7 protein-coding genes and 2 pseudogenes are annotated in these 21,453 nt (G+C 70.2%); 2 read left to right on the top strand and 7 right to left on the bottom strand.

Features of this window, described 5'->3' with window-relative positions; genetic code table 11:
• Positions 1-31 precede the first annotated feature (31 nt).
• From QH276_RS19040 to QH276_RS19030, 3 genes and pseudogenes are all read right to left on the bottom strand, one after another.
• Positions 32-13,540, bottom strand: coding sequence for a non-ribosomal peptide synthetase (locus tag QH276_RS19040; RefSeq protein ID WP_280406836.1), 13,509 nt, complete (start codon positions 13,538-13,540; stop codon positions 32-34).
• 374 nt (positions 13,541-13,914) lie between these two features.
• Positions 13,915-15,539, bottom strand: a pseudogene (gene lnt / locus QH276_RS19035) (apolipoprotein N-acyltransferase).
• A 400-nt stretch (positions 15,540-15,939) separates the two neighbouring features.
• Positions 15,940-17,538, bottom strand: a complete 1,599-nt coding sequence (locus QH276_RS19030; protein ID WP_280398985.1) for an amidohydrolase — start codon at positions 17,536-17,538, stop codon at positions 15,940-15,942.
• 95 nt (positions 17,539-17,633) lie between these two features.
• Here QH276_RS19030 and QH276_RS19025 point away from each other — a divergent pair, with 95 nt between their 5' ends.
• Positions 17,634-18,032 (top strand): PPOX class F420-dependent oxidoreductase, encoded by a 399-nt coding sequence (locus tag QH276_RS19025; protein ID WP_280398984.1) that lies wholly within the window; start codon positions 17,634-17,636, stop codon positions 18,030-18,032.
• Positions 18,033-18,394: 362 nt separating this feature from the next.
• Here the strand turns inward: QH276_RS19025 and QH276_RS19020 are convergent, their stop codons facing one another.
• Positions 18,395-19,126, bottom strand: coding sequence for a glyoxalase (locus QH276_RS19020; protein WP_280398983.1), 732 nt, complete (start codon positions 19,124-19,126; stop codon positions 18,395-18,397).
• Positions 19,127-19,227: 101 nt separating this feature from the next.
• Here QH276_RS19020 and QH276_RS19015 point away from each other — a divergent pair, with 101 nt between their 5' ends.
• A complete protein-coding gene (locus QH276_RS19015; protein WP_280398982.1) occupies positions 19,228-19,782 on the top strand; it encodes a PadR family transcriptional regulator in 555 nt (184 codons plus the stop codon).
• Between the two features lie 222 nt (positions 19,783-20,004).
• Here the strand turns inward: QH276_RS19015 and QH276_RS19010 are convergent, their stop codons facing one another.
• From QH276_RS19010 to QH276_RS19000, 3 genes and pseudogenes are all read right to left on the bottom strand, one after another.
• A complete protein-coding gene (locus tag QH276_RS19010) occupies positions 20,005-20,523 on the bottom strand; it encodes an FxsA family protein (protein WP_280398981.1) in 519 nt (172 codons plus the stop codon).
• Between the two features lie 116 nt (positions 20,524-20,639).
• Positions 20,640-21,299 (bottom strand): response regulator transcription factor, encoded by a 660-nt coding sequence (locus tag QH276_RS19005; RefSeq protein WP_280398980.1) that lies wholly within the window; start codon positions 21,297-21,299, stop codon positions 20,640-20,642.
• Between the two features lie 27 nt (positions 21,300-21,326).
• Positions 21,327-21,453 (bottom strand): annotated as a pseudogene (locus QH276_RS19000) (sensor histidine kinase); the annotation flags it as partial.

The following is a 21,453-nucleotide window of genomic DNA, read 5'->3' as shown; positions in this document are numbered from 1 at the left end:
GTTTCGGTACCGGGCTGTGGTCGCGCCGGTCTCACCGGCGCAGGCGGGCGCCGAGGCGCTCGCGCAGTACGGGTCCGATCACCGCCAGGGATTGCGCCGTGGTCATCTCCGCGTGCGTGCACTCCACGTCGTGGGCGAGCACCGTGCCGGTGACGTATTCCTGCCAGGCGGCGGGCCGCCGGTCGGGAGCCGCGCGATTCACCGGATCGGTGGCGGCGGCGAAGAACAGCAGGTCGCCGTCGTAGACCCCGGGCCGGAACCCATTGGCCTGCACAGTGCCCTCGGCATAGCCGGCGTAGAGCCGTTCCAGATGCTCGAGGGTGAGCGCCGCGAACGGCCCCGGGCGCGAGCGCAGGATCTCCGCGGCCTCGGCCAGTGTCGGTTCCGCGCCGTCCACGGTGAGTTCGCCACCGAATTCGCCGAGGATCTCCGCGATCGACGGCATCGCCTGATCGGCCAGATCGTCGGCGAGCCGGTAGCTGTCGAGCATGGTCAGCGAGGCGACCTCCTCCCCCGCCGCCTGCAACCGCACGGCGATCTCGTGCGCGATGAGACCGCCCAGCGACCACCCGAGCAATTGGTAGGGCCCGTGCGGCTGTACCGACCGGATATGGGTCAGATAGTGCTCGGCGACCTCGGCGATCGAGCCGAATCCGGGTTCGCCCGTCGCCTGCGGCGCCTGCAGCCCGTAGACCGGCTGATCGGCGGGAAGTTCGGCGAGCAACCCGGCATAGCACCAGGACAGGCCGATGGCCGGATGCACGCAGAACAGCGGGGCGCGGCCCGAACCCGTATCGGGCCGCAGCGGCAGCACCGGCGCGAGCGCGAGATCCATGGCATCGTTCGCGGTGCCGTCACCGAGCCGGGCGGCGAGGGCGGCCGGGGTCGATTCGCCGAACAGCAATTGCATCGGCAGCTCGAGCCCGGCCTCGCGGGCCTGCGCGACCACCTTCGTGGCCAGGAGGGAATTGCCGCCCAGCTCGAAGAACCCGTCGCCGGCCCCCACCCGTTCGACCCCGAGTACGTCGGCGAAGATGGCGCACAGCGCCGCTTCGACGGGGTTCGCGGGGGCCCGATAGCCTTCGGCCCCGGCGAAAACCGGTTCGGGCAGCGCCGACCGGTCGAGTTTGCCCACCGGGGTCAGCGGCAGCCGGTCGATCAGCATGATCGACTGCGGAACCATGTAATTGGGCACCAGGCCGGACAGGTGCGCGGTCAGTTCGGCCGCGGAGGTTTCCGGTGCTGCCTTCACATACGACACCAGTGCGGTCACCCCGGCCGGTGTGCGATGCCCGGCGGTATGCGAGAACTCGACCGCGGGATGCCGGCTCAGCGCGGCGTCGATCTCACCCAATTCGATCCGGAATCCGCGGATCTTCACCTGGTGGTCGGTACGGCCGACGTACTCGATCTCGCCGGGACCGCCGTCGGGGCCGGTACCGATGCGGACCAGATCGCCGGTGCGGTACATCCGCTCCCCCGGTTTGCCGAACGGATTGGCGACGAACCGCTGCGCGGTGAGCCCGGGGCGATCGTGATAGCCACGGGCCAGGGCGCCCCCGGCGAGATAGAGCTCCCCGGTGACCCCGAGCGGCACCGGGCGCAGCCGGGAGTCGAGTACGGTCGCGGCCACCCCGCGGATCGGTTCCCCGATCGGGATCGGACCGTCGGGCACCAGCGGCGGCGAGACCACCGTGACGATCGTGGTCTCGGTGGGGCCGTAGACATTGTGCAGGTTGCGCCCCGGCGCCCAGCGTGCGACGACCTCGGCCGGCAGCGCTTCACCACCGACGAGAACATGCTGGAAGTCGGTGATCCCCGCCGGATCCACGGTGGCCAGCGCGGCGGTGGTGATGAACGCGTGGGTGATCCGTTCGGCGATCAGCAGCCGGGCCAGTTCGGCCCCGCCCACCACACCGGGCGGGGTCACCACGAGGGTCGCGGCGCCGCCGAGCGCGAACAACAGGTCCAGCATGGCGGCGTCGAAACTCGGCGTCGCGAAATGCAGGATGCGGCTGCCGGGCCCGACCTCGAAACGCTGCGCGGTCTCCGCGGCGAAATTCGACAGCCCGCGATGGGTGACGACCACGCCCTTCGGGGTGCCGGTGGAGCCGGAGGTGTAGATGACGTAGGCGGGATTGTCCATCCGCAGCGGCCCGATGCGGTCCGCGTCGGTGAGCGGTGCGCTCGATGCGTGCAGCACCTCTTCCCGGAAATCGGGATCGTCCAGCGCCAGCCAGCGCACCGAACCGGCCAGCTCCGGCCGGTATTCGGCGAGGGTCAGGCCCAGCGCGGCACCGGAATCGGTGAGCATATGGCTGATCCGGGCGGCCGGATACCCCGGGTCGACCGGGACGAAGGCGGCACCGGTCTTGGTCACCGCCAGCACCGTCGCCACCGATTCCACGGTGCGCGGAATACCAAGTGCCACCAGGGTTTCCGGGCCGACTCCGTAACCGGTGAGGACCCGCGCCAGCCGGTTGCTCCAGCGGTCGAGCGCATCGTAGGTGATCTCCACACCGGCGGCGGCCAGGGCGACCGCCCGCCGGTCCACCGATGCCGCGGCCGCGAAGACCTCGGGCAGGGTGACCGGATGATCCGGGTCGGCGCGGCGCAGCGGGGCCAGCGCCGACCATTCCGCGGGCTCGAGCAGTTCCAGATCACCGATGACCACGGACGGGTCGGCGGCGATCGCGCCGAGCAACCGCACCAGCCGGCGGCCGAGCCGCGCCGCGGTCCGTTCGTCGAACAGATCCGCGCTGTAGTTCACCGCGACGGCGATCCCGTCCGGCGACCGGTCCGCGTCCCGGCATTCGGTGAGCGTGAACTGCAAATCGAATTTCGCGATACCGGCGTCGATATCCATCGCCTCGATACTCAGTCCCGGCAGTTCCAGTGCCCGCACGGGCTCGTCGCGCACCGAGAGCATCACCTGGAACAGCGGGTGATGCGCTTGCGAGCGCACCGGGTTGAGGATTTCGACGAGCCGCTCGAAGGGCAGCTCGGCGTGTGCGAAGGCATCGAGGTCGGTTTCGCGCACGGTGTCGAGCAGGTCGGTGAACTGCTGTCCGGCCTCGACCGGTGTCCGCAGCACCAGGGTGTTGACGAACATCCCGATCATCCGGTCCAGTTCGGGGTGCCCGCGCCCGGCGACCGGCGTTCCGACCGCGATATCGCCGGCTCCGGTGAGCCGGTGCAGCAGCACGGCCAGTGCCGCGTGCAGCACCATGAACACGCTCACGTTGTGGCGTGCCGCCAGCTCCCGCAGGTCCCGGTGAACCCGGGCGTCGAGGTGTTCGGTCACGGTGCCGCCGCGGTAGGACGGCACCGGCGGGCGCGGGCGGTCGGCGGGAACGGACAGCAGTTCGGGCAGGCCGTCGAGAGCGTCCCGCCAGTAGTCGAGCTGGCCGCGGATCAGCGAGCCGGGATCGTCCTCGTCGCCGAGCAGCTCGCGGTGCCACAGGGTGTAGTCGATGTACTGCAGCTCATCGGTCTCGGCCCGCGGATCGGACCCGAGCCGCACCGCCCGGTACGCACCGGCCACATCGGCGGCCAGCGGTTCCAGCGACCATCCGTCCATCGCGATGTGGTGCACCACCAGAACGAGGATGTGCTCATCCGGACCGACCTCGAACAGTGCTGCCCGCAACGGTATTTCGTTCGCCAGATCGAATCCGGGTGCGATGAACCGCGCGATTGCCGCGTACGGATCACCCGGTTCGGCCGCCGGCGTCCGCAGCTCGACCGCGGCCTCGGCGAGCTCGCGTACCACCTGGGTGGGCTCCCCGTCGAGCTCCGGGAACACCGTCCGCAGGGTCTCGTGCCGCTGCTGCACGGTATGCAGCGCGGTGGCCAGGGCCCGCCGGTCCAGCGGGCCGCGCAGCCGCAGCACCACGGGAATGTTGTAGGCGCCCGGCGTCGCGGCCGGATCGGCGCCGCCGAATCGGTTGAGGAACCACAGCCGGTGCTGGGCCGGCGACAACGGAATCCGGTCGGGCCGCTCCCTGCGCACCAGGGCCGGTCCGGTATCGCCGGCCGTTTCCCCGTCGAGGCGGGCCGCCAGTTCGGCGACGGTCGGCGCGGCGAACACCGTCCGCACCGCCAGCCGGACGCCGGTCGCCGCCGCCAACCGGCCCACCAGCTGCGTCGCCAGCAGGGAGTTGCCGCCGATATCGAAGAAACTGTCGCCGGTATCGGTGACCTCGGCGTCCACCAGTTCACCCATGATCGTGGCGACCAGCTGTTCGGCGGCTGTGTGCGGTGCCCGTCCGGCCGGCCCCGCGGCCGGTGCCTGCGGTTCGGGCAGGGCGGCGATATCGAGTTTCCCGACCGGGGTCAACGGAATCTCGTCCAGCAGCGTGAAGGCCGTCGGCACCATATGCCGGGGCAGGCGCTGAGCCAGATGAGCGCGCAACTCCTCGGGTTCGGGACGGTGCGCGGGGTCGGCCGGATGGACGTAGGCGACCAATCGGTCCACGCCGGCGATCCGGCGCACCTCGGTATGCGCGAAATGCACCGCCGGATGGGCGGTCAGCGCGCCGGTGATCTCGCCGAGTTCGATCCGGAAACCGCGCATCTTGACCTGGTTGTCGCTGCGTCCCAGGTAGCGCAGGTCCCCGTCCGGCGTCCAGCGCACGACATCGCCGGTGCGATACATCCGGGAGCCGGCCGGTCCGTAGGGATCGGCGACGAAACGGGTCGCGGTGAGGCCGAATCGTTCGTGATAGCCCCGGGCCAGGCCGGGTCCGCCCAGGTAGAGCTCACCGGGTACACCGGTGGGTACGGGGCGCAGGCGTTCGTCGAGAACGATCGCCCGGACCCCGCGGATCAGCGCGCCCAGACCGGCCGGACGATCGACCGCGACCGGAGTCACCGAGACCACGACGGTGGTTTCGGTGGGGCCGTAGCCGTTGAACATCCGCCGTCCGGGCGCCCAGCGCGCCACCAGTTCCGGGCCGACGTGTTCACCACCGACCATCAGGCCACGCAGCCGCGGCAGCGGCCACCGGGCCGGGTCGATGGTGGCCAGTGCCGCCGGGGTGATGAACGCGTGCGTGACCTCGGCACGGGTCATGAGTTCGGCCAGTTCGTCACCGCCGTACACCTCGGGCGGCACGACCACCATGGCGGCGCCGGCGCCGATGGCCAGCAGCAGGTCCAGCACCGCGGCATCGAAACTCGGTGAGGAGAAGTGCAGTGTCCGGGCGCCGGGGTGCACGGCCAGCCGGTCGCGGAATTCGTCGGCGAGATCGGCGACGGAACCGTGGGTGGCGGTGACGCCCTTGGGTTTACCCGTCGATCCGGAGGTGTAGATCAGGTACGCCGGATCACCGACCCGCACCGGGCGCACCCGGTCGGCATCGGTGACCGGGTCGGCGGAGGTCCCGGTTTCCCGCCGCCCGGCGGGGGTGTCGAGCAGCAGCCAGTCGATATGGCCGCCGCCGGCGGCGCGCAAGGCGTCCGCGTGACCGGTACGGCTGATCCCGACCCGGCAGCCGGAATCGGCGAGCATATGCGCGACCCGTTCGGCGGGGTAGTTCGGATCCACCGGGACGAACGCGGCACCGGATTTGGCGATGGCCAGCATGGCCGTCACCGAATCCGCCGACCGGGTGAGCCCGAGCGCGACCTTGTCTCCCGCGCCCAGCCCGCGCCGGATCAGCGCCCGCGCCAGCCGGTTGGCGCGGCGGTCGAGTTCGGCGTAGGTGAGGACGGTGTCCTCGGTGTAGAGCGCCGGGCGGGCGCCGTGCGACAGCACCGTGGCGGCGAACAACCCGGCAAGGGTGCGCTGTGTCCCGGGTACGGGCCCGCGGGCCGGGCCGAGGCGGGTCCGTTCGTGCTCGGTCCGGGTATCGATATCGCCCACCGGCAGCTCCGGCCGGGCGGCGACGGCGGCCAGCACGCGCAGGAACCGGCCCGCCAGGGTCTGGACCGTCACATCGTCGAACAGCTCGTCGGCGTAGACGAATTCGAGCTCGCCCGTGTGCAGGTCCCCCGCCCGCAGTTCGAGATCGAACTTGGCGCGGGCGATATCGAGCGCGGCCGCCGACACCGACAGTCCGGGCAGTTCCAGCGGCGGGACAGGGGTGTCCTGCACCGTGAGCGCGACCTGGAACAGCGGATGACGGCCGGTCGCGCGGGGATCGCTGCCCAGCGCCGAGACGACCTGCTCGAAGGGGATATCGGCATGGGCGAGGGCGGCGAGTTCGGTATCGCGGTCGGCGCGTAGCAATTCGGTGAACGCGCGGGCCGGGTCCACCTCCGAACGCAGCACCAGGGTGTTGACGAACATGCCGACCAGCTCGTCGAGCCGCCGGTCGGCGCGCCCGGCGACCGGGGTGCCGATCGCGATATCGCGGCCGCCGGTCACCGCCCGCAGCAGCACGGCAAGCGCCGAGCGCAGCAGCATGAACGGGCTCACACCTTGTGCGCGGGCCAGTTCGGCGAGCGCCTGCCGCGTCGGGGCCGGGATCGTGCAGCGTACGGTGCCCGCGGTCTGCCGCGGGTCGGCCGGGCGTGGCCGGTCGTAGGGCAGCGGCAGTTCGTCGGGGAGACCGGCGAGCCGGTCACGCCAGTAGCCGAGTTGCCGGGCGGCGAGGCTGTCCGGGTCGGTGCCCGCACCGAGGTGCTCGCGCTGCCACAGCCCGAAATCGGCGTACTGCACGTCGAGCGGCTGCCACTGTGGCGCTTCGCCGGCGCTGCGGGCCCGGTAGGCGACGGCCAGATCACGGGTCAGCGGGGCCAGCGACCAGCCGTCCGCGGCGATATGGTGCACCACCACCCCGAGCCGGTACCGGCCGAGACCGATCCGCAGCAGGACCGCGCGCAGCGGGGCCCCGGTGGTGAGATCGAACCCGGTGGTGGCCGCCTTCTGCAGGGCCGCCGTGGCACCCGCCGGGTCGGTCTCCTGCAGGTCCAGGGGAGGCAGCGCCCAGGCAACGGGCAGGATTCGCTGCTGGGCACCGTCCCCGTCGTCGGGATAGACGGTCCGCAGCACCTCGTGCCGTTCGACGATATCGCCCAGCGCCGCGCGCAACGCCGGTACGTCCAGGGCACCCTCGATATCGAGTACGAAGGCGATGTTGTAGGCGCTGGATTCGGGGGCGAAGCGGTTGAGGAACCACAGCCGCTGCTGGGGCAGCGACAGCGGAATCCGCTCGGGCCGCGGATCATAGGCGGCGAGCGGCACCCGGACCGTCACCGGAGTCCGGGTGACCTGCTCGGCCAGATCGGCCACCGTCGGCGCCTCGAACACGGTCCGGACGGGCAGATCCACTCCGAAACGGTCGTACAGGCCGGCCACCAGCCGGGTGGCCAGCAGCGAATTACCGCCCAGATCGAAGAAGCCGTCCTCGGCACCGGTCACCGGGCGACCCAGCACCTCGGCGAACACCTCCGCCACCCGCCGTTCGGTATCGGTGGCCGGTGGCCGCGAGGTGGCGTCGGGGCCGCGGAACACCGGTTCGGGCAAGGCCTTCCGGTCGAGCTTGCCGGAGGGGGCGGTCGGGAATTCCGGCAGCACGGTCACCGCGTCGGGGACCATATAGCCGGGCAGCCGGCCACGCACCGTGGCGCGGACCGCCGCGGGATCGACGGCGGCCTCGGCGACGATATAGGCCGCCAGGCGCTGCCGGCCCTGTGCATCGGTGTGCACCACCGTGAGGGCCCGGCGCACTCCGGGGTGAGTGCGCAGGACATGGTCGATCTCGGACAGTTCGATCCGGAAGCCGCGCAGTTTCACCTGATCGTCGGCGCGACCCAGGAAACGCAGCCGGCCGGACCGGTCGGCCACCACCAGATCGCCGGTGCGGTACATCCGTTCGCCGCGGCGGCCGTACGGGTTGGCCGGGAACCGGGTGGCGGTCAGCGCGCAGCGGCCGTGATAGCCCCGGGCCACACCGGGTCCCGAGAGGTACAGCTCACCGGGGGTGCCGGGCGGTACCGGGCGCAGCCGGGAGTCCAGGATGAACAGGCGCATACCGCGTACCGGATGTCCCAGCGGCACCGGACGGCCGGTACGCATGGGCGCCGACATCGTCGCCGCGACGGTGGCCTCGGACGGGCCGTACATATTGTGCATGCGGTAGCGGTCCGCCCAGGTGGCCACCAGTTCGGGTCCGCAGGCCTCGCCGCCCACCAGAACCGTCTGCAGCCGGTCCAGCCCGGCCGGGTCGACGGTGGCCAGCGCGGCCGGGGTGACGAAGGCGTGGGTGATGCGTTCGACGCGCAGGAAGGTCGCGAGTTCGCTGCCGCCGTAGATCTCCGGCGGCGCGATGACGACCGTTGCGCCGCAGGCGAATCCGAGCAGCAACTCCAGCACCGACGCATCGAAACTCGGCGACGAGAAATGCAGCGTGCGCGCGGCGGGTGTGACCCCGAACAGGTAGCACTGTTCGGCGGCGAACGAGGCCAGCCCGGCATGGGTGACGACCACGGCCTTGGGGGTACCGGTGGATCCGGAGGTGTAGATCAGATACGCCGGGTGGATGGTGCGCAGCGGCCGGATCCGGTCCGCGTCGGTGACCGGCGCCGGCGAAACCGTCGCACATGTTTTCTCGAAGACGGGGTCACCCAGCACCAGCCACTGCCGGACCGCGCCGGGACGTTCCGACACCACCGCCAGCTGATCCGGGCCGGTGATGCCCAGCCGCGCACCGGAATCGCTGAGCATATGTGCGATCCGGTCGCGCGGATACCCGGGATCGACCGGCACATAGGCGGCGCCGGTTTTGGCGACCGCCCAGATGGCGGTGATCGCGTCCAGTCCGCGCGGCAGCGCCAGGGCGACCACGGTTTCCGGCCCGGCACCCCGCGCGATCAGCAACCGGGCCACCCGGTTGGCCCGTTCGTCCAGTTCCCGGTAGGTGGTGTCACGCCCGCGGAAACGCACCGCGATACCGTCCGGATCGCGGACCGCGGACCGGCCCAGGAGTTCGGCCAGCGACACCGGCGGTTCCGCCGGGCCACCGGCCAGCGGCACCAGATTGCCGTACTCCCGCCGGTCCAGGACATCGATATCACCGACCGGCCGCTGCGGCGCGGCCACCGCGGCCTCCAGGACGGTGACGAACCGCCGCGCGATCGCCGCGACCGTCCGCTCGTCGAAAACATCTGTCGCGTAGCCGATTTCGGCGTGGAGTTCGCCGCCGGCGTTATCGTCGTGGATTTCGAGCTGGAGATCGAATTTCGCGATATCGGTATCCAGGGCCAGGATCTCGGTGCGCAGCCCGGGCAGGGCCAGATCGAGTTCGCCGGCGTTGTCGTAGGACAGCATCACCTGGAACAGCGGGTGGCGGGCACCGGAACGATCCGGATTCACCACCTCCACCAGCCGCTCGAACGGCACATCGGCATTGGCGAAAGCATTGAGATCGGTTTCCCGCACGATATCGAGCATCCGGTCGAAATCGGCGGCCGGATCGACCTCGGTGCGCAGCACCAAGGTATTGACGAACATCCCCACCAGCTCGTCCAGCGCGGGATCGGTACGGCCCGCGATGGGGGTGCCGATCACGATATCGGTGCTACCGCAGATCCGGGACAGCAAGGTCGCCAGGGCGGCATGCACCACCATGAACATGCTCGCACCGCGCGCCGCGGCCAGTTCCGCGGCAGCGGCGCGGGTACCGGCCGGGATGGTGAACGCGACCTTTCCGCCCTCGGTCGAGCGCTGCGCCGGACGCGGCCGGTCGAGCGGGAGGTCGAGCTGATCGGGCAGGCCGGCGAGCTCGGCCCGCCAGTGCGTGATCTGGCGGCTCAGCGCACTCGCCGGATCGGATTCCTCGCCGAGCAGTTCACGCTGCCACAGGGCGAAATCGGCGTACTGCACCGGCAGCGGGGTCCAGCCGGGGGCATGACCCGCGGCGCGGGCAGTGACCGCGACGGTGAGGTCGCGGACCAGGGGCGCCACCGACCAGCCGTCACCGCAGATATGGTGCAGCACCAGGACGAGGACGTGGCAATCGGTGTCGACGGCGTACAGCGCGACCCGGAACGGGAATTCGGAGCGCAGATCGAACGGCCGGGAGACGAACTCCGCGGCCAGCCCGGCCACCCGGTCGCCGGGCACGTCGACCGGGTCGATCGTCACCGGCACCTCGGCCAGCGGATGCACCCGCTGCTGCGGTCCGGCCCCGAGATCCGGAAAAGTGGTGCGCAGGCTTTCGTGCCGCTGCAGCACATCGCACAGCCCGGCACGCAGCACCTCGAGATCGAGATTGCCGTCGAGTTGTACGGCGAGCGGCATGTTGTAGGCGGCGGCGTGCTCGGCGAACCGGTTGAGGATCCACAGCCGCTGCTGGGCCGGGGAGAGCGGGATCCGGTCGGGGCGCGGCACCGGAACCAGCTGTGGGGAAGTCAGGTCCGGTTCGTGCACGGTGAACCGTTCGGTGAGCGCGGCGATACTACCGGCCTCGAACAGATCCCGGATGGTCAGCGCGGTGCCGAGCGCGGTGTTGATCCGGGCCACCGCGCGGGCGGCCACCAGGGAATTACCGCCTAGTTCGAAGAAACCGTCGTCGATCCCGACCTCGGGTACGCCGAGCAGTTCCGCGAAGATCGCGGCCAGCACCTCTTCGACCTCGGTGCGCGGTGCGGTCCGCGTACGCTCGCCGGCAGGCCCGGGCGCGGGCAGCGCGGCCCGGTCGATCTTGCCGTTGCTGTTGAGCGGGAGTTCGGGCAGCGCGGTCACCGTCGCGGGCACCATATAGCCGGGCAGGGTGCGGGCCAGCCGGGCACGCAGCGCCGCGGTATCGAGCTGAGCGTCACCACGTACCACCACATAGGCGGCGAGCTGATCGCCCGCGGGGGTGGCGCGGGCGATGCACACCGCGCGGGCGATCCGCTCGTCGTCCAGCAGCGCCGCCTCGATTTCGCCGAGCTCGATGCGCAGACCGCGGATCTTCACCTGGAAATCGGTGCGCCCCAGGTATTCCAGGACGCCCTGGCGGGCCTTCGCCCCGCCGAGCTGCCAGCGCGCGAGATCACCCGTGCGGTACATCCGCTCCCCCGGATGGAACGGATCGGCGACGAAACGTTCGGCGGTGAGCGGTGCCTGCCCGAGATAACCGCGGGCCAGCTGCACCCCGGACAGATACAGTTCGCCCACCGCGCCGGGCGGGACCGGGCGCAGCGCGCTGTCCAGCACATAGGTCCGGGTGTTCCACACCGGCGCCCCGATCGGCACGGTGACCGGATCCGGCGGGCATTCCCAATAGGTCACATCGACCGCGGCCTCGGTGGGTCCGTACAGATTGTGCAGTTCCGGACCGGGCAGCGCGGCCCGGAAGTCCCGGACCGTCGCCGGCGGCAAGGCCTCCCCACTGCAGAAGACCCGCCGCAGCGTGACACACTCGCTCACCTCGGCATCGGTGACGAACACCGACAGCATGGACGGCACGAAATGCGCTGTGGTGACCTGCTCTTCGCGGATCAGCCGCGCCAGATAGGCCGGATCGCGGTGGCCGTCGGGGCGCGCCACCACCACCCCCGCCCCCCTCTGCAACGGCCAGAAGAACTCCCAGACCGAGACGTCGAAGGTCGGGGGGGTCTTCTGCAGCACCGTGTCGGTGGAATCGAGCCGGTATTCGCCCTGCATCCAGCGCAACCGGTTCACGATCGCGCGGTGGGTGATCCCGACGCCCTTCGGGGTGCCCGTCGAGCCGGAGGTGAACAGCAGGTACGCGAGATGGTCGGCGCGCAGCGGGGCGATCCGATCGGCATCGGTGACCGGCGCCGGATCCAGTGCGGACAGCTCCACGGTGTCGACGGCGACCGCCGCGACGTTGCCCGGGAGCTCCAGGCCGTCCCGCGCGGTGGCCAGCAGCGCGACCGGGCTTGCCCGCTGCACGATCTTCGCCAGCCGCTCGACCGGATGTTCCGGATCCAGCGGCAGGTACGCGGCTCCGGTTTTGACCACCGCGTACATGGCGACCACGAGGTCGAGGCTGCGGCGCAGGCACAGCGCGACCACCCGCTCCGGCCCCGCGCCCTCGGCGATCAGCAGCCGCGCCAGCCGGTTGGCGCGGGCATCGAGTTCGGCGTAGGTGAGTGCCTCGCCCTCGAACCGCACCGCCTCCGTGTCCGGGCAGCGCGCCACCCGGTCGGCGAAAATACTTGCCAGCGTGCCCGGTTCGACCGCGGCCACGGTGTCGTTCCAGGTGTAGAGGACCTGCCGGGTTTCGTCGGGTGTGAGCGCCGTGAGCTCGCGTACCGGAGCACCGAGATCGGAGGTGAGGAAACGGTCCAGGAAATCCAGGAAACGCCGGTGATGCGCCGCGACCTCGGCCTCGCTGTAGAGCTGCGGATTGGCCTCGAAATCGAGATGGACGCGGCCGCCGTCGGCGTTGTAGAGATTGACCGAAAGATCCTCGACCGGGCCGGTGGCCAGGACGTGCACGGAGACGTCGAGATCGGCGAAGCGCAGCGGCCGGGCGAAGAGCATGATGTTGATCATCGGGCCGAAGAACCCGCGGGTATCGCGGTCGTAGCCGCAGTCGCGGCGGATATCGTCGTGGCGGTAACGCTGATGCCGCAGGGCCCCGGTGATCTGGTTGCTCACCACACGCACCACGTCCTCGAGGGTGGTGCCGGATTCGAACCGGATCCGCAGCGGCACCACATTCGACACCACCCCGGCCGAGCGGCGCAGCGACACCGTCGTGCGCGCCGAGACCGGCAGGCTCAGCACCACATCGCTTTCCCCGGTGATCGCCCGCACGTAGCAGGCCATGGCCGCGGCGAACAGCACCGGATTCGAGGTATCGCCCCGCCCGGCCGCCGCGGCGACCGCCGCCTCGGTGGTCTCACTCAGCACGGCGGTGGCCAGCCGGCGTCCCGCGACCGCCGTGGCCGGTGCGCCCGCGGCAGTGGACAGGGTCACCACTTCTCCGGCCCCGTCGAGTATTTCGCGCCAGTAGCCGGCGTCGTCCGCGCAGCGTTTCGAATTGCGGTAGTCGTTCTCACCGGCGTAGAGGTCGGCCAGCGGCGTTGCCCGCGATACCGCGGGTTCACGGCCCTCGGCGTAGGCGGTGTAGATCTCGGCGGTACGGACCAGCGCGTTCATCGCCGCATATCCGTCGATGACGATGTGGTGGGCACGCGAGTACCAGATGTAATCGCGTTCGCCTGTGCGCAGCACGGCATTGAAGACCAGCGGGTCGTGGTCGATATCGATCGGTGTGCGGGCATCATCGTGCATCCAGCGCAGAGCCGCCGCGTGCGGATCGGGTTCGTCGCGCAGATCCAGGCGCGCCCAGCCGGGCCGCAGGCTCGGATCCACCACCTGATGCGGTACACCGTCGACCTGGACGATCCGCTGCAGCCCCACCTCGGTTTCCACACCGAACCGCTCGATCGCGTACAGCAGCAGGCCCGGGTCGAGATCACCGTGGAACACCACGTACTCGGCGATGATGAGAGGGATCTCCGGCTGAATTCGCTGGGCGTACCACATCGCGGTCTGCGCCGGTGTGAGCGGAAAGGGCTCGGCCGAAAGTTCTGCCGACGAACCGTTATCGACCCCGGTGGCCGACGATCTCATCAATCACTCCGTTCTACAGCTCGACACTCCCCGAACAGCCCACGGCCGATCGATACCGGTCGTGGGTGTGATTCACGACTGGTTATTCGGAGCGTCACCTTGAATGGATTGGCAGTCGAAACCGAATGGTTACCTGGAGCCGGAGCAGCTTTCGGACCACGGTGTCCGAATTCCGGCGCAGTCATACGCTTCGAGGCGGAATCTCGCCTCACTTCTTACCCGGCGGCCCGGGCGTTGCCTAGATACTACGCATCAAGAGCAAGTCTGTTTACCCTCCTCGGGCAAAAAATAAACCGGTCACTTACGGTTACTGCATCGATGGCCGGCGAAGTATCGGCAAACCCGCTGCCGACGGCGGTGAACCCGCTGCACGGTCAGCCGAGCGAAGCCGATCCGACGCTGTCGGGCAACCGCCGATCCGCCCGCCGGCGGACCACCGCGACGATCACCCCCACCGCCGTCACGAGCACGGCGGCGAGTTCCGGCCACGGGCCGAGAGCCGTCGCCGGGGTGGTCGCCGACCGCAGCGGCACCTCCGCGACCAGGGCTTCCGGCCGGAACAGCGCGCTTTCCTGCCGGACGCCGCCGTCGGCGGCGATGATCGCGCTGACGCCCGAGGTCGCGGCGACGATCAGCGACCGGCCGTGTTCGACCGCCCGCACCCTGGACATCGCCAGCTGCTGGTAAGTCATTTCACTGTCACCGAAAGTCGCGTTATTCGTCGGCACCGCCAGCAATTGCGCACCGGACCGTAGCGAATCACGGAAAGCCCGGTCGAAAGCGACCTCATAACAGGTTGCTATCCCTATTTCCGTACCTGAAGCCCGAATTGTTCCGTCACCGTGACCCGGCACGAAGTAACCGGCCCGGTCGGCATAGTCGGAAAAGAGCCGGAAGAATCCGCGCATGGGAAGGTATTCGCCGAAGGGTTGTACTATTTTTTTGTCGTGGCGCTCCCCCGTAGCACCTTCTGCGGTCCAGACCATGACCGAATTCGTCGTGGTGCGGTCGCCGTTCACCAGCACCGCTCCCACCAGAATCGGCGCCGAGATCCGGCGGGCCGCCTCGGAAATGAGCGCAGCGGCGTCCGGATTGCGCAACGGGTCGATATCAGAGGAGTTTTCCGGCCAGACGACCACATCCGGGGCCGGAAACCGACCGGCAGCCACCTCATCGGCCAGTTGTCCGGTCCGGCGGACATGATTGTCGAGCACGGCCCGGCGCTGAGCATTGAAATCCAGGCCCAGGCGGGGCACGCTGCCCTGGATCGCCGCGACGGTGATCGTGCTGTCGCCCGCCCCGGGGTCGGGCAGCGCCGCCCGCAGGCCCAGCCCGGCCAACGGCAGCAGCAGACAGGTCAGCGCGGGGGGGCGCGCCGGGGGGCCCCCCCCCCCCGCCCCCCCCCCGCCGCGGGAGTTCTCTCCGGCCCATGGTCACCGAGGAGTTCGCGACGGACCGCCAGGAGGACTGCCGCGGCGCAGGAACCGGTGAGCGCGACGGCGAAACTCACCAGCGGCGCCCCGCCCAGCATCGCCACCGGCAGGAACCATCCGTCCGCCTGACCGAACGCCAGCCGCCCCCACGGAAATCCACCGAACGGGAAACCGGACCTACCCCATTCCGCCGCGGTCCAGGCCAGCGCGAACCACACGGGCCAGCCCGGGAGCCGGCCGAGGAGCCGCGCCAGTACCCCGAACAGGCCCACGTACACCGAGCACGCCGTGGACAGCGCGATCCACGGCACGGGCCCCACATAGATCCCGGTCCACGGCAGCAGCGGCAGGAAGAACGCGAGCCCGGCGAGGAAGCCGTAACCGAATCCGGACCGCAGGCCGGTCCCACTGCGCAGTACCAGGGTCAGCAGTGCGATACCCAGGGGCGCGAGGAACCACCACGGCCGCGGCGGGAAGCTGCCGAACAGCAGCAGCCCCGAGACGACCGCACCGAGCGATCGCACCGCCGCGGGATACCGGCCCAACTGCTCGGCCCACCGGTTCACCGTCCTGTCACCCTGTTCCACACCTACATCCTGTCGTTCCCGCGGTCCGCCGTCGTTCCCGCCCCGTCGCAGGCCGGATACGGCCGGCCCCGGACCGGTGACCCGGCGTCCCGGTCCCCACTCCCCGTCAGCCGGATCCTGTCCGATTCGCTCCCCGTGGCACTATCCGCAAAGGTGAGCGACCGTCCAGGGGCGGCATCCGCGCACTACAACCGGGCCCGCACCGACCCCGGCGCCCGGCCGGTCGATGTCATCGCATCCTCATCCGGAAATCATCGCGGCGTTCCGAACGGGACGGTCCGGTCCGTCGACGCGCCGGCGCCTCGTCCACCTGGACCTGCACAGACCACGCCGCGGCTTCGTTCGGCACCGCGGGTACCGGGCCGCGTACGCGCGCTCGTCACCCGGTGTAGATCGTCGTCCCCCGGTGCACGGTCCGCAGGCAGCGCGGGAGTTCGGCATCGGGGGTAAGCGGTGGCAGGCCCGGCACCCGCGAGCGCGGATCGGTGGACCAGCGCTGCACCGAATCCGTGGGTGCGGTCACTACGAGGTCCTCGGCTTCCCATACCGCGTACGAGGCGGGCGCACCGGGTACCAGCGTGCCCGCCACACCGTCACGGACGCCGCCGGCCCGCCACGCACCCCGGGTTGCCGCGGCGAAGGCTGCGCGCGGCGAGAGGCCGTGCCCGGGCGTGCGGTGGTGCACTGCGGCCCGGACCGCCGCCCACGGGTCGAGCGAGGTGACCGGGGCGTCCGAACCGATGGCCAGCGAAACCCCGGCCGCGGCCATGGCGGCCCACGGGTTCAGGGCGGCGGCCCGGGATGCGCCGAGACGTTCGGCATACATACCGTCGGACCCGCCCCATTCGCGATCGAACGCGGGCTGCACGCTGGCGATGATCCCCCAGCGGCCGAGCGCATCGATATGGGAACTGTCCAGCAGTTCGGCGTGTTCTACGCGATGCCCGCAGGCCGCGACGGCGGGGCCGCCGAGTTCGTCGACGACCTGCCCGATCCCGGCGACGACCGCGTCCATGGCGGCATCGCCGATGGCGTGGAACCCGGCCTGGACACCCGCCCGGGTGCAGGCGCGCACATGGTCCGCGATCTGCGCGGCCTCCAGATAGGCGACACCGGTTCCGGCATCGTCCGCGTAGGAGTCGCGCAGCCAGGCAGTATGCGATCCGAGCGACCCGTCGACGAAAAGATCGCCCGCCAGACCGTGGGCGCCGAGATCGTGCAGCAGCTCGCGCGCCTCGTCGGCGGTCCGCACGGCCTGCCCCCAGTAGGCCCGCACCTGCACGCCGTGATCGAAGGCGAGCAGTTCCCGCAGATCGGCCTCTCCTTCTATATCGGGGCCGGCGCATTCGTGTACCGCGACCACCCCGCGCGCGGCCGCGAGATCCAGCGCCGTCCGCCGCGCCGCATCCCGCTGCTCCCGGGTGAGCAGCGCGCGCGCCGCCGATCGCACCAGGTGGTGGGCGTCCGCGCGGACCGGTTCACCGGCTCGGTACCCCGCCGTGTTCGCCAACCCCGCGACGGTGTCGAGCAGCGCGGAGGACGTCACCGCCGAATGACTGTCGACCCGCGCCAGATACACCGGCCGGCCCCGCGGCACGGCCGCATCGATCTCCGCGACCGTGGGTGGCCGGCCTTCCGGCCAGCGCGTTTCGTCCCAGCCGTCGGCGAGGATCACCCCGTCGGTCCGGTCCGCGGCGAAGTTCGCCACCAGTTCCAGGCAGTGCGCGAGAGACTTCGCCGCCGACAGGTCCAGGCCCGACCGCTGCAGTCCGTACGCCGTGGTGTGCAGGTGCGGTTCTACGAAAGCCGGTGTCACGAGCGCACCGTCGAGGTCGATCACCTCGGCGCCGGGATGCAGTGCGCGCCCCACATGGTCGGCGCCGAGCCACACCACCACCCCGTCGGTGACCGCGAGCGCCGTGGCATCGGGTGCGCTCGCACTGTAGATCCGACCTCCGACCAGCAGCTGCGTACTCACGGTGGACCAGTGTGCCGCACCGGTCCGCGCCCCGTGCGACCGGTCGCACCCGTGCTCACGCCGCCCGCGACCGGATACCGAATTACGCTGCGTACATGACCAACACGCTCGGTGCGGTCGGCACCGCCGACTATGTCCTGCTCACCACGTTCCGCAAGGACGGCACCCCCGTACCGACCCCGCTGTGGGCGGTCGCCGAAGAAGGCAAGCTGTACGTCTGGACCGTCACCGACTCCTGGAAGGTCAAACGCCTGCGCCGCAACCCCGAGGTCACGCTGCAGCCCTGCGATTACAAGGGCAATCCGCGCGGTGAGGTCGTGCACGGCACCGGCCGCGTCCTCGACGAGCACGGCAGCGATCACGTGCGCAAACTGATCCGGCGCAAGTACAAGCTCTCGGGTCCGCTGGTCGTTTTCGGCAGTATCCTGCGCCGCGGGAAGAAGGGCACCGTCGGCATCGAGCTCACCTTGCGGACAGAACCCGCCGCCGGGTAACCCGAGACCGAGCGCACCGCGGCAACTCCATGGAAAGCCGGCGCCGCAGCCGCTCCTTCGAAGATCCGCAGACCGGCTTCGCAGCAGGCCGATACCGAACTCTACAGCGATCCGCGAGTTCGACGGCTTCGGCCGATTCCGTTGCGCGGCCCGCCGGGGCATGTGCCTCGCGAAATCGGCCGGAGCTGAGTCGCGCCGGATGCTGCGGTGACGAAGCGGAGGCCGGGCACCGCCGCTGGTGCGCGAGAAGGTGCCGCGACCGGAGATCCCGGGAGTCAGCGCTTGCGCACCTGCTCGTGTCCGGCGCAGGCCCCTGACGAGTTGCACGACCGCTTGGGCGCAGTGGAGATGACGGACCGTGGTCAGCTCCGGCCTGGTTCCAGCCAGGCAGCGAGGTCGTCGGCGGCAGCGAATTCGGTGGCGAGTTCGGCCCGCTCCGGTTCCGTCAGTGCCAGTCCGGCCAGATCGGCCCGTCGCTCCTCGGCCTTGGCCGGATTCTCCAGCGCTACCGCGATTTCCGCGAGGGCGGCGTACGCCCGGGCCAGATCGACCCGGCTCGCCTCGGCCCCGTGCCGCCGCAGACCGGCCTCGATCGCCCGTTCCGCGGCCTTGTCGTCGACCTTGAAGTCCCGCAGGATGCGGGCATTGTCGAGCACCTTGGCCAATCCGGACAGTTCGGCCGCGCCGCCGTACTCGGCGGCATCCTCCGGCTCATCCACCTGGATATAGGTTATCCAGTTGCCGTCCGGGTCGACGGCGCTGAACCGTGTCTGTCCCGGCCGGAAGCGGGTGATCCGCGCGGATCCCTTCGCCGGCATCTTGCCGTACCGATCCCGCAGCGCCGCGGTGAATTCGCGGTGCCGGCCCGCCACATCGTCGACCATGATCAGGCATCCGGCCGTTTCCTGCGCCTTCCGTTCGTTCTCGCCGGCCGACGCCCCGTAGTAGTGGATCTCGCAGTCGTGCGCGCGCAACGACCCGTAGACGTAGGGCTTGTGCTGTTCGTGTGTGACCGTGTACCCGAGCGTGCGCCAGAACTCCAGCGTGCGGGCCAGATCGCAGGTGGACAGTACGGGAACCGCGGTATCACCCATGTGGAAGCCTCCAATAATCAACCTTGACTACCGAACCTAACCACGGCCCGCCCAGTCGTCAAATTTGATTACCGTACTGTTCCGATGACGGAAGGAGCGCGATGTCCGCGGTACGGCTACTGGTTCTGGGGGTGACGCGTCGGCACCAGCCGACCCACGGCTACGCGGTGCGTCGGGAACTCCTGTCCTGGCGCGCCGACACCTGGACCAACGTGCAGCCGGGCTCCATCTATCACGCCATCAAGCAGCTCACCCAGGAAGGCAAACTCCATACCCTCGGCACCGAAGGCGGCAACCGCGGCCCCGGCCGCACCCTCTTCGAACTCACCCCCGCGGGCGAAACCGAATTCTTCGAACGCCTCGACACCGCCCTCACCAGCCCGGACATGGAAGAACTAGGCGCCGGCATCGCCTTCATGGACACCCTCCCCCGCGCCGAGGTCATCGCGAAACTCCGAGAACAACGCGCCCGCAGCGCCGCCATCCGCACCGATCTGCTCGCCATGACCGCCGACTTCCCCGGCCGCCACGAACCCCCGCACTTCCCCGACCTGCTCGAATTGTGGAGCGGGGTCTTCGACAACCTCACCGGCTGGACGTCCGGCGTTATCGACAGACTCGAACGCGGCGAGTACCGCCTGGCCGACGACCGCTGAGGCGCCACGGGTCGATCAGGGCACCGAGACCGGTCGCCTCTGTCAGTCGGCGAAGACCTCGTCGATGTCCGCCGCTGTGATGGCCCGGTCGAACCAGCGGTCGAGAACCTCGAGGTCCACGCATCCCTGGATATGTTCCGGTCGGCGTCGGACACCGGCGGGATCGGTGACGATCGGGACGTTGTGCGGGCCGAGGACGCGCTGAGGAACCGGAGCGGCGGATCAGCGGAACCCGGGATCTGCGCCTTCGGCGGACACCGGGCGCTTCTCGAGCGCGACCGCGGGACGCCGGGGCTCGTCGGTGTACCACTCGTCTACGACGACGCCGTCGACGATATCGGCGTCCACCACCGTCACCTGCTGCCGCGGCATGGTCGCGGCGATTTTGGCGACCCGGCGGGCCGCGACCCCTGCCAGGACTGGGCGGAACAGCGCGCGGGTCGGCGGAAGCAACATGAGCAGGCCCACCACGGAAGTAACCAGTCCGGGAACGAACATCAGCACACTGCCCAGAACCACCAGCGCGCCGTCGGCCACCGCCGTACCGGGGGTGATCTCGGCGCGGGCGGCGCGACGGAACTGTTCACCCACCCGGCGCCACTGGGAGCCGAGCAGCAGCATGCCGGCGGCGGAGCTGGCGATGAGCAGCAGGATCGCGGGTACCGCACCGAGCCAGGCGACGGCGGCGGCGAAGGTGGCGATCTCGATGACCAGGTAGACGATGAAACCGAGGACGGGCATGGGCGAACCTTTCGGTCGGACTACCCGTACAACGCGCGGGATGTCCGTTTTGCTCCCGGCCTCGCGGCCACCCCGCCCGATCGGTCCCGAACCCGGGCTGCGCGGCTCGGTTCCTGTCAGCCGCCGGGCCGCACCAGCCCGGTCTCGTAGGCGAGCACCACCGCCTGTACCCGGTCACGGAGTTCCAGTTTGGTCAGCACCCGGCCGACGTGGGTTTTGACCGTCGCTTCGGAGAGGTAGAGGCGACCGGCGATCTCCGCGTTCGACCGGCCCGCCGCGATCTCCTCCAGCACTTCCCGCTCGCGGGCGGTGAGAACCTCCAGGACCGCGGGGTCGCGGGAGGGGGCGGGCTGTTCGGCGATCAGGCGGTCGAGCAGCCGTTTGGTGACCTTCGGCGACACCACGGCATCCCCCGCCGCGACGCTACGGATGGCGGAGATCAAATCCTCCGGCGGGGTGTCCTTGAGCAGGAAGCCGCTCGCGCCGGCGCGCAGCGCCCCCAGTGCGTGTTCGTCGAGGTCGAAGGTGGTCATCACCAGCACCCGCGTGCCCTGCCCGGCCTCGAGGATACGGCCGGTGGCGGTGACACCGTCGACCACCGGCATCCGCACGTCCATGAGCACGACGTCCGGTTTCAGCTCCGCGGCCTTGCTGATCGCGGCAGCGCCGTTCTCGGCCTCCCCGACCACCTCGAGATCGGCGTGCGCGCCGAGCACCATTTTCAGGCCTACACGCATCAGTTCCTGGTCGTCGACAACGAGCACGGTGATCGGCACGGCCTCCAATGTAGTGGCGGGGCCGCGTTATTCCGCATCCGGTGACGTCAGCGGGATCCGGGCATGCACCCGCCAGGCGCCGTCCTGGGTGCGGCCCGCCTCCAGGCTTCCCCCGAGTACCGCCACCCGTTCGCGCATACCGGCCAGCCCCAGC

It is taken from the genome of Nocardia carnea (assembly GCF_029869215.1).
Taxonomy (GTDB): Bacteria; Actinomycetota; Actinomycetes; order Mycobacteriales; family Mycobacteriaceae; genus Nocardia; species Nocardia carnea_B.
Note: the sequence above shows the minus strand (reverse complement) of the source record. Positions and strands in the feature narration are given on the sequence as shown.

What these genes read in the sequence shown, in the direction of transcription:
- QH276_RS19020 (WP_280398983.1), bottom strand. Translation starts at nt 19,126, where the DNA reads ATGGGTGATACCGCGGTTCCCGTACTGTCCACCTGCGATCTGGCCCGC.
- QH276_RS19015 (WP_280398982.1), top strand. Translation starts at nt 19,228, where the DNA reads ATGTCCGCGGTACGGCTACTGGTTCTGGGGGTGACGCGTCGGCACCAG.
- QH276_RS19010 (WP_280398981.1), bottom strand. Translation starts at nt 20,523, where the DNA reads ATGCCCGTCCTCGGTTTCATCGTCTACCTGGTCATCGAGATCGCCACC.
- QH276_RS19040 (WP_280406836.1), bottom strand. Translation starts at nt 13,540, where the DNA reads ATGAGATCGTCGGCCACCGGGGTCGATAACGGTTCGTCGGCAGAACTT.
- QH276_RS19025 (WP_280398984.1), top strand. Translation starts at nt 17,634, where the DNA reads ATGACCAACACGCTCGGTGCGGTCGGCACCGCCGACTATGTCCTGCTC.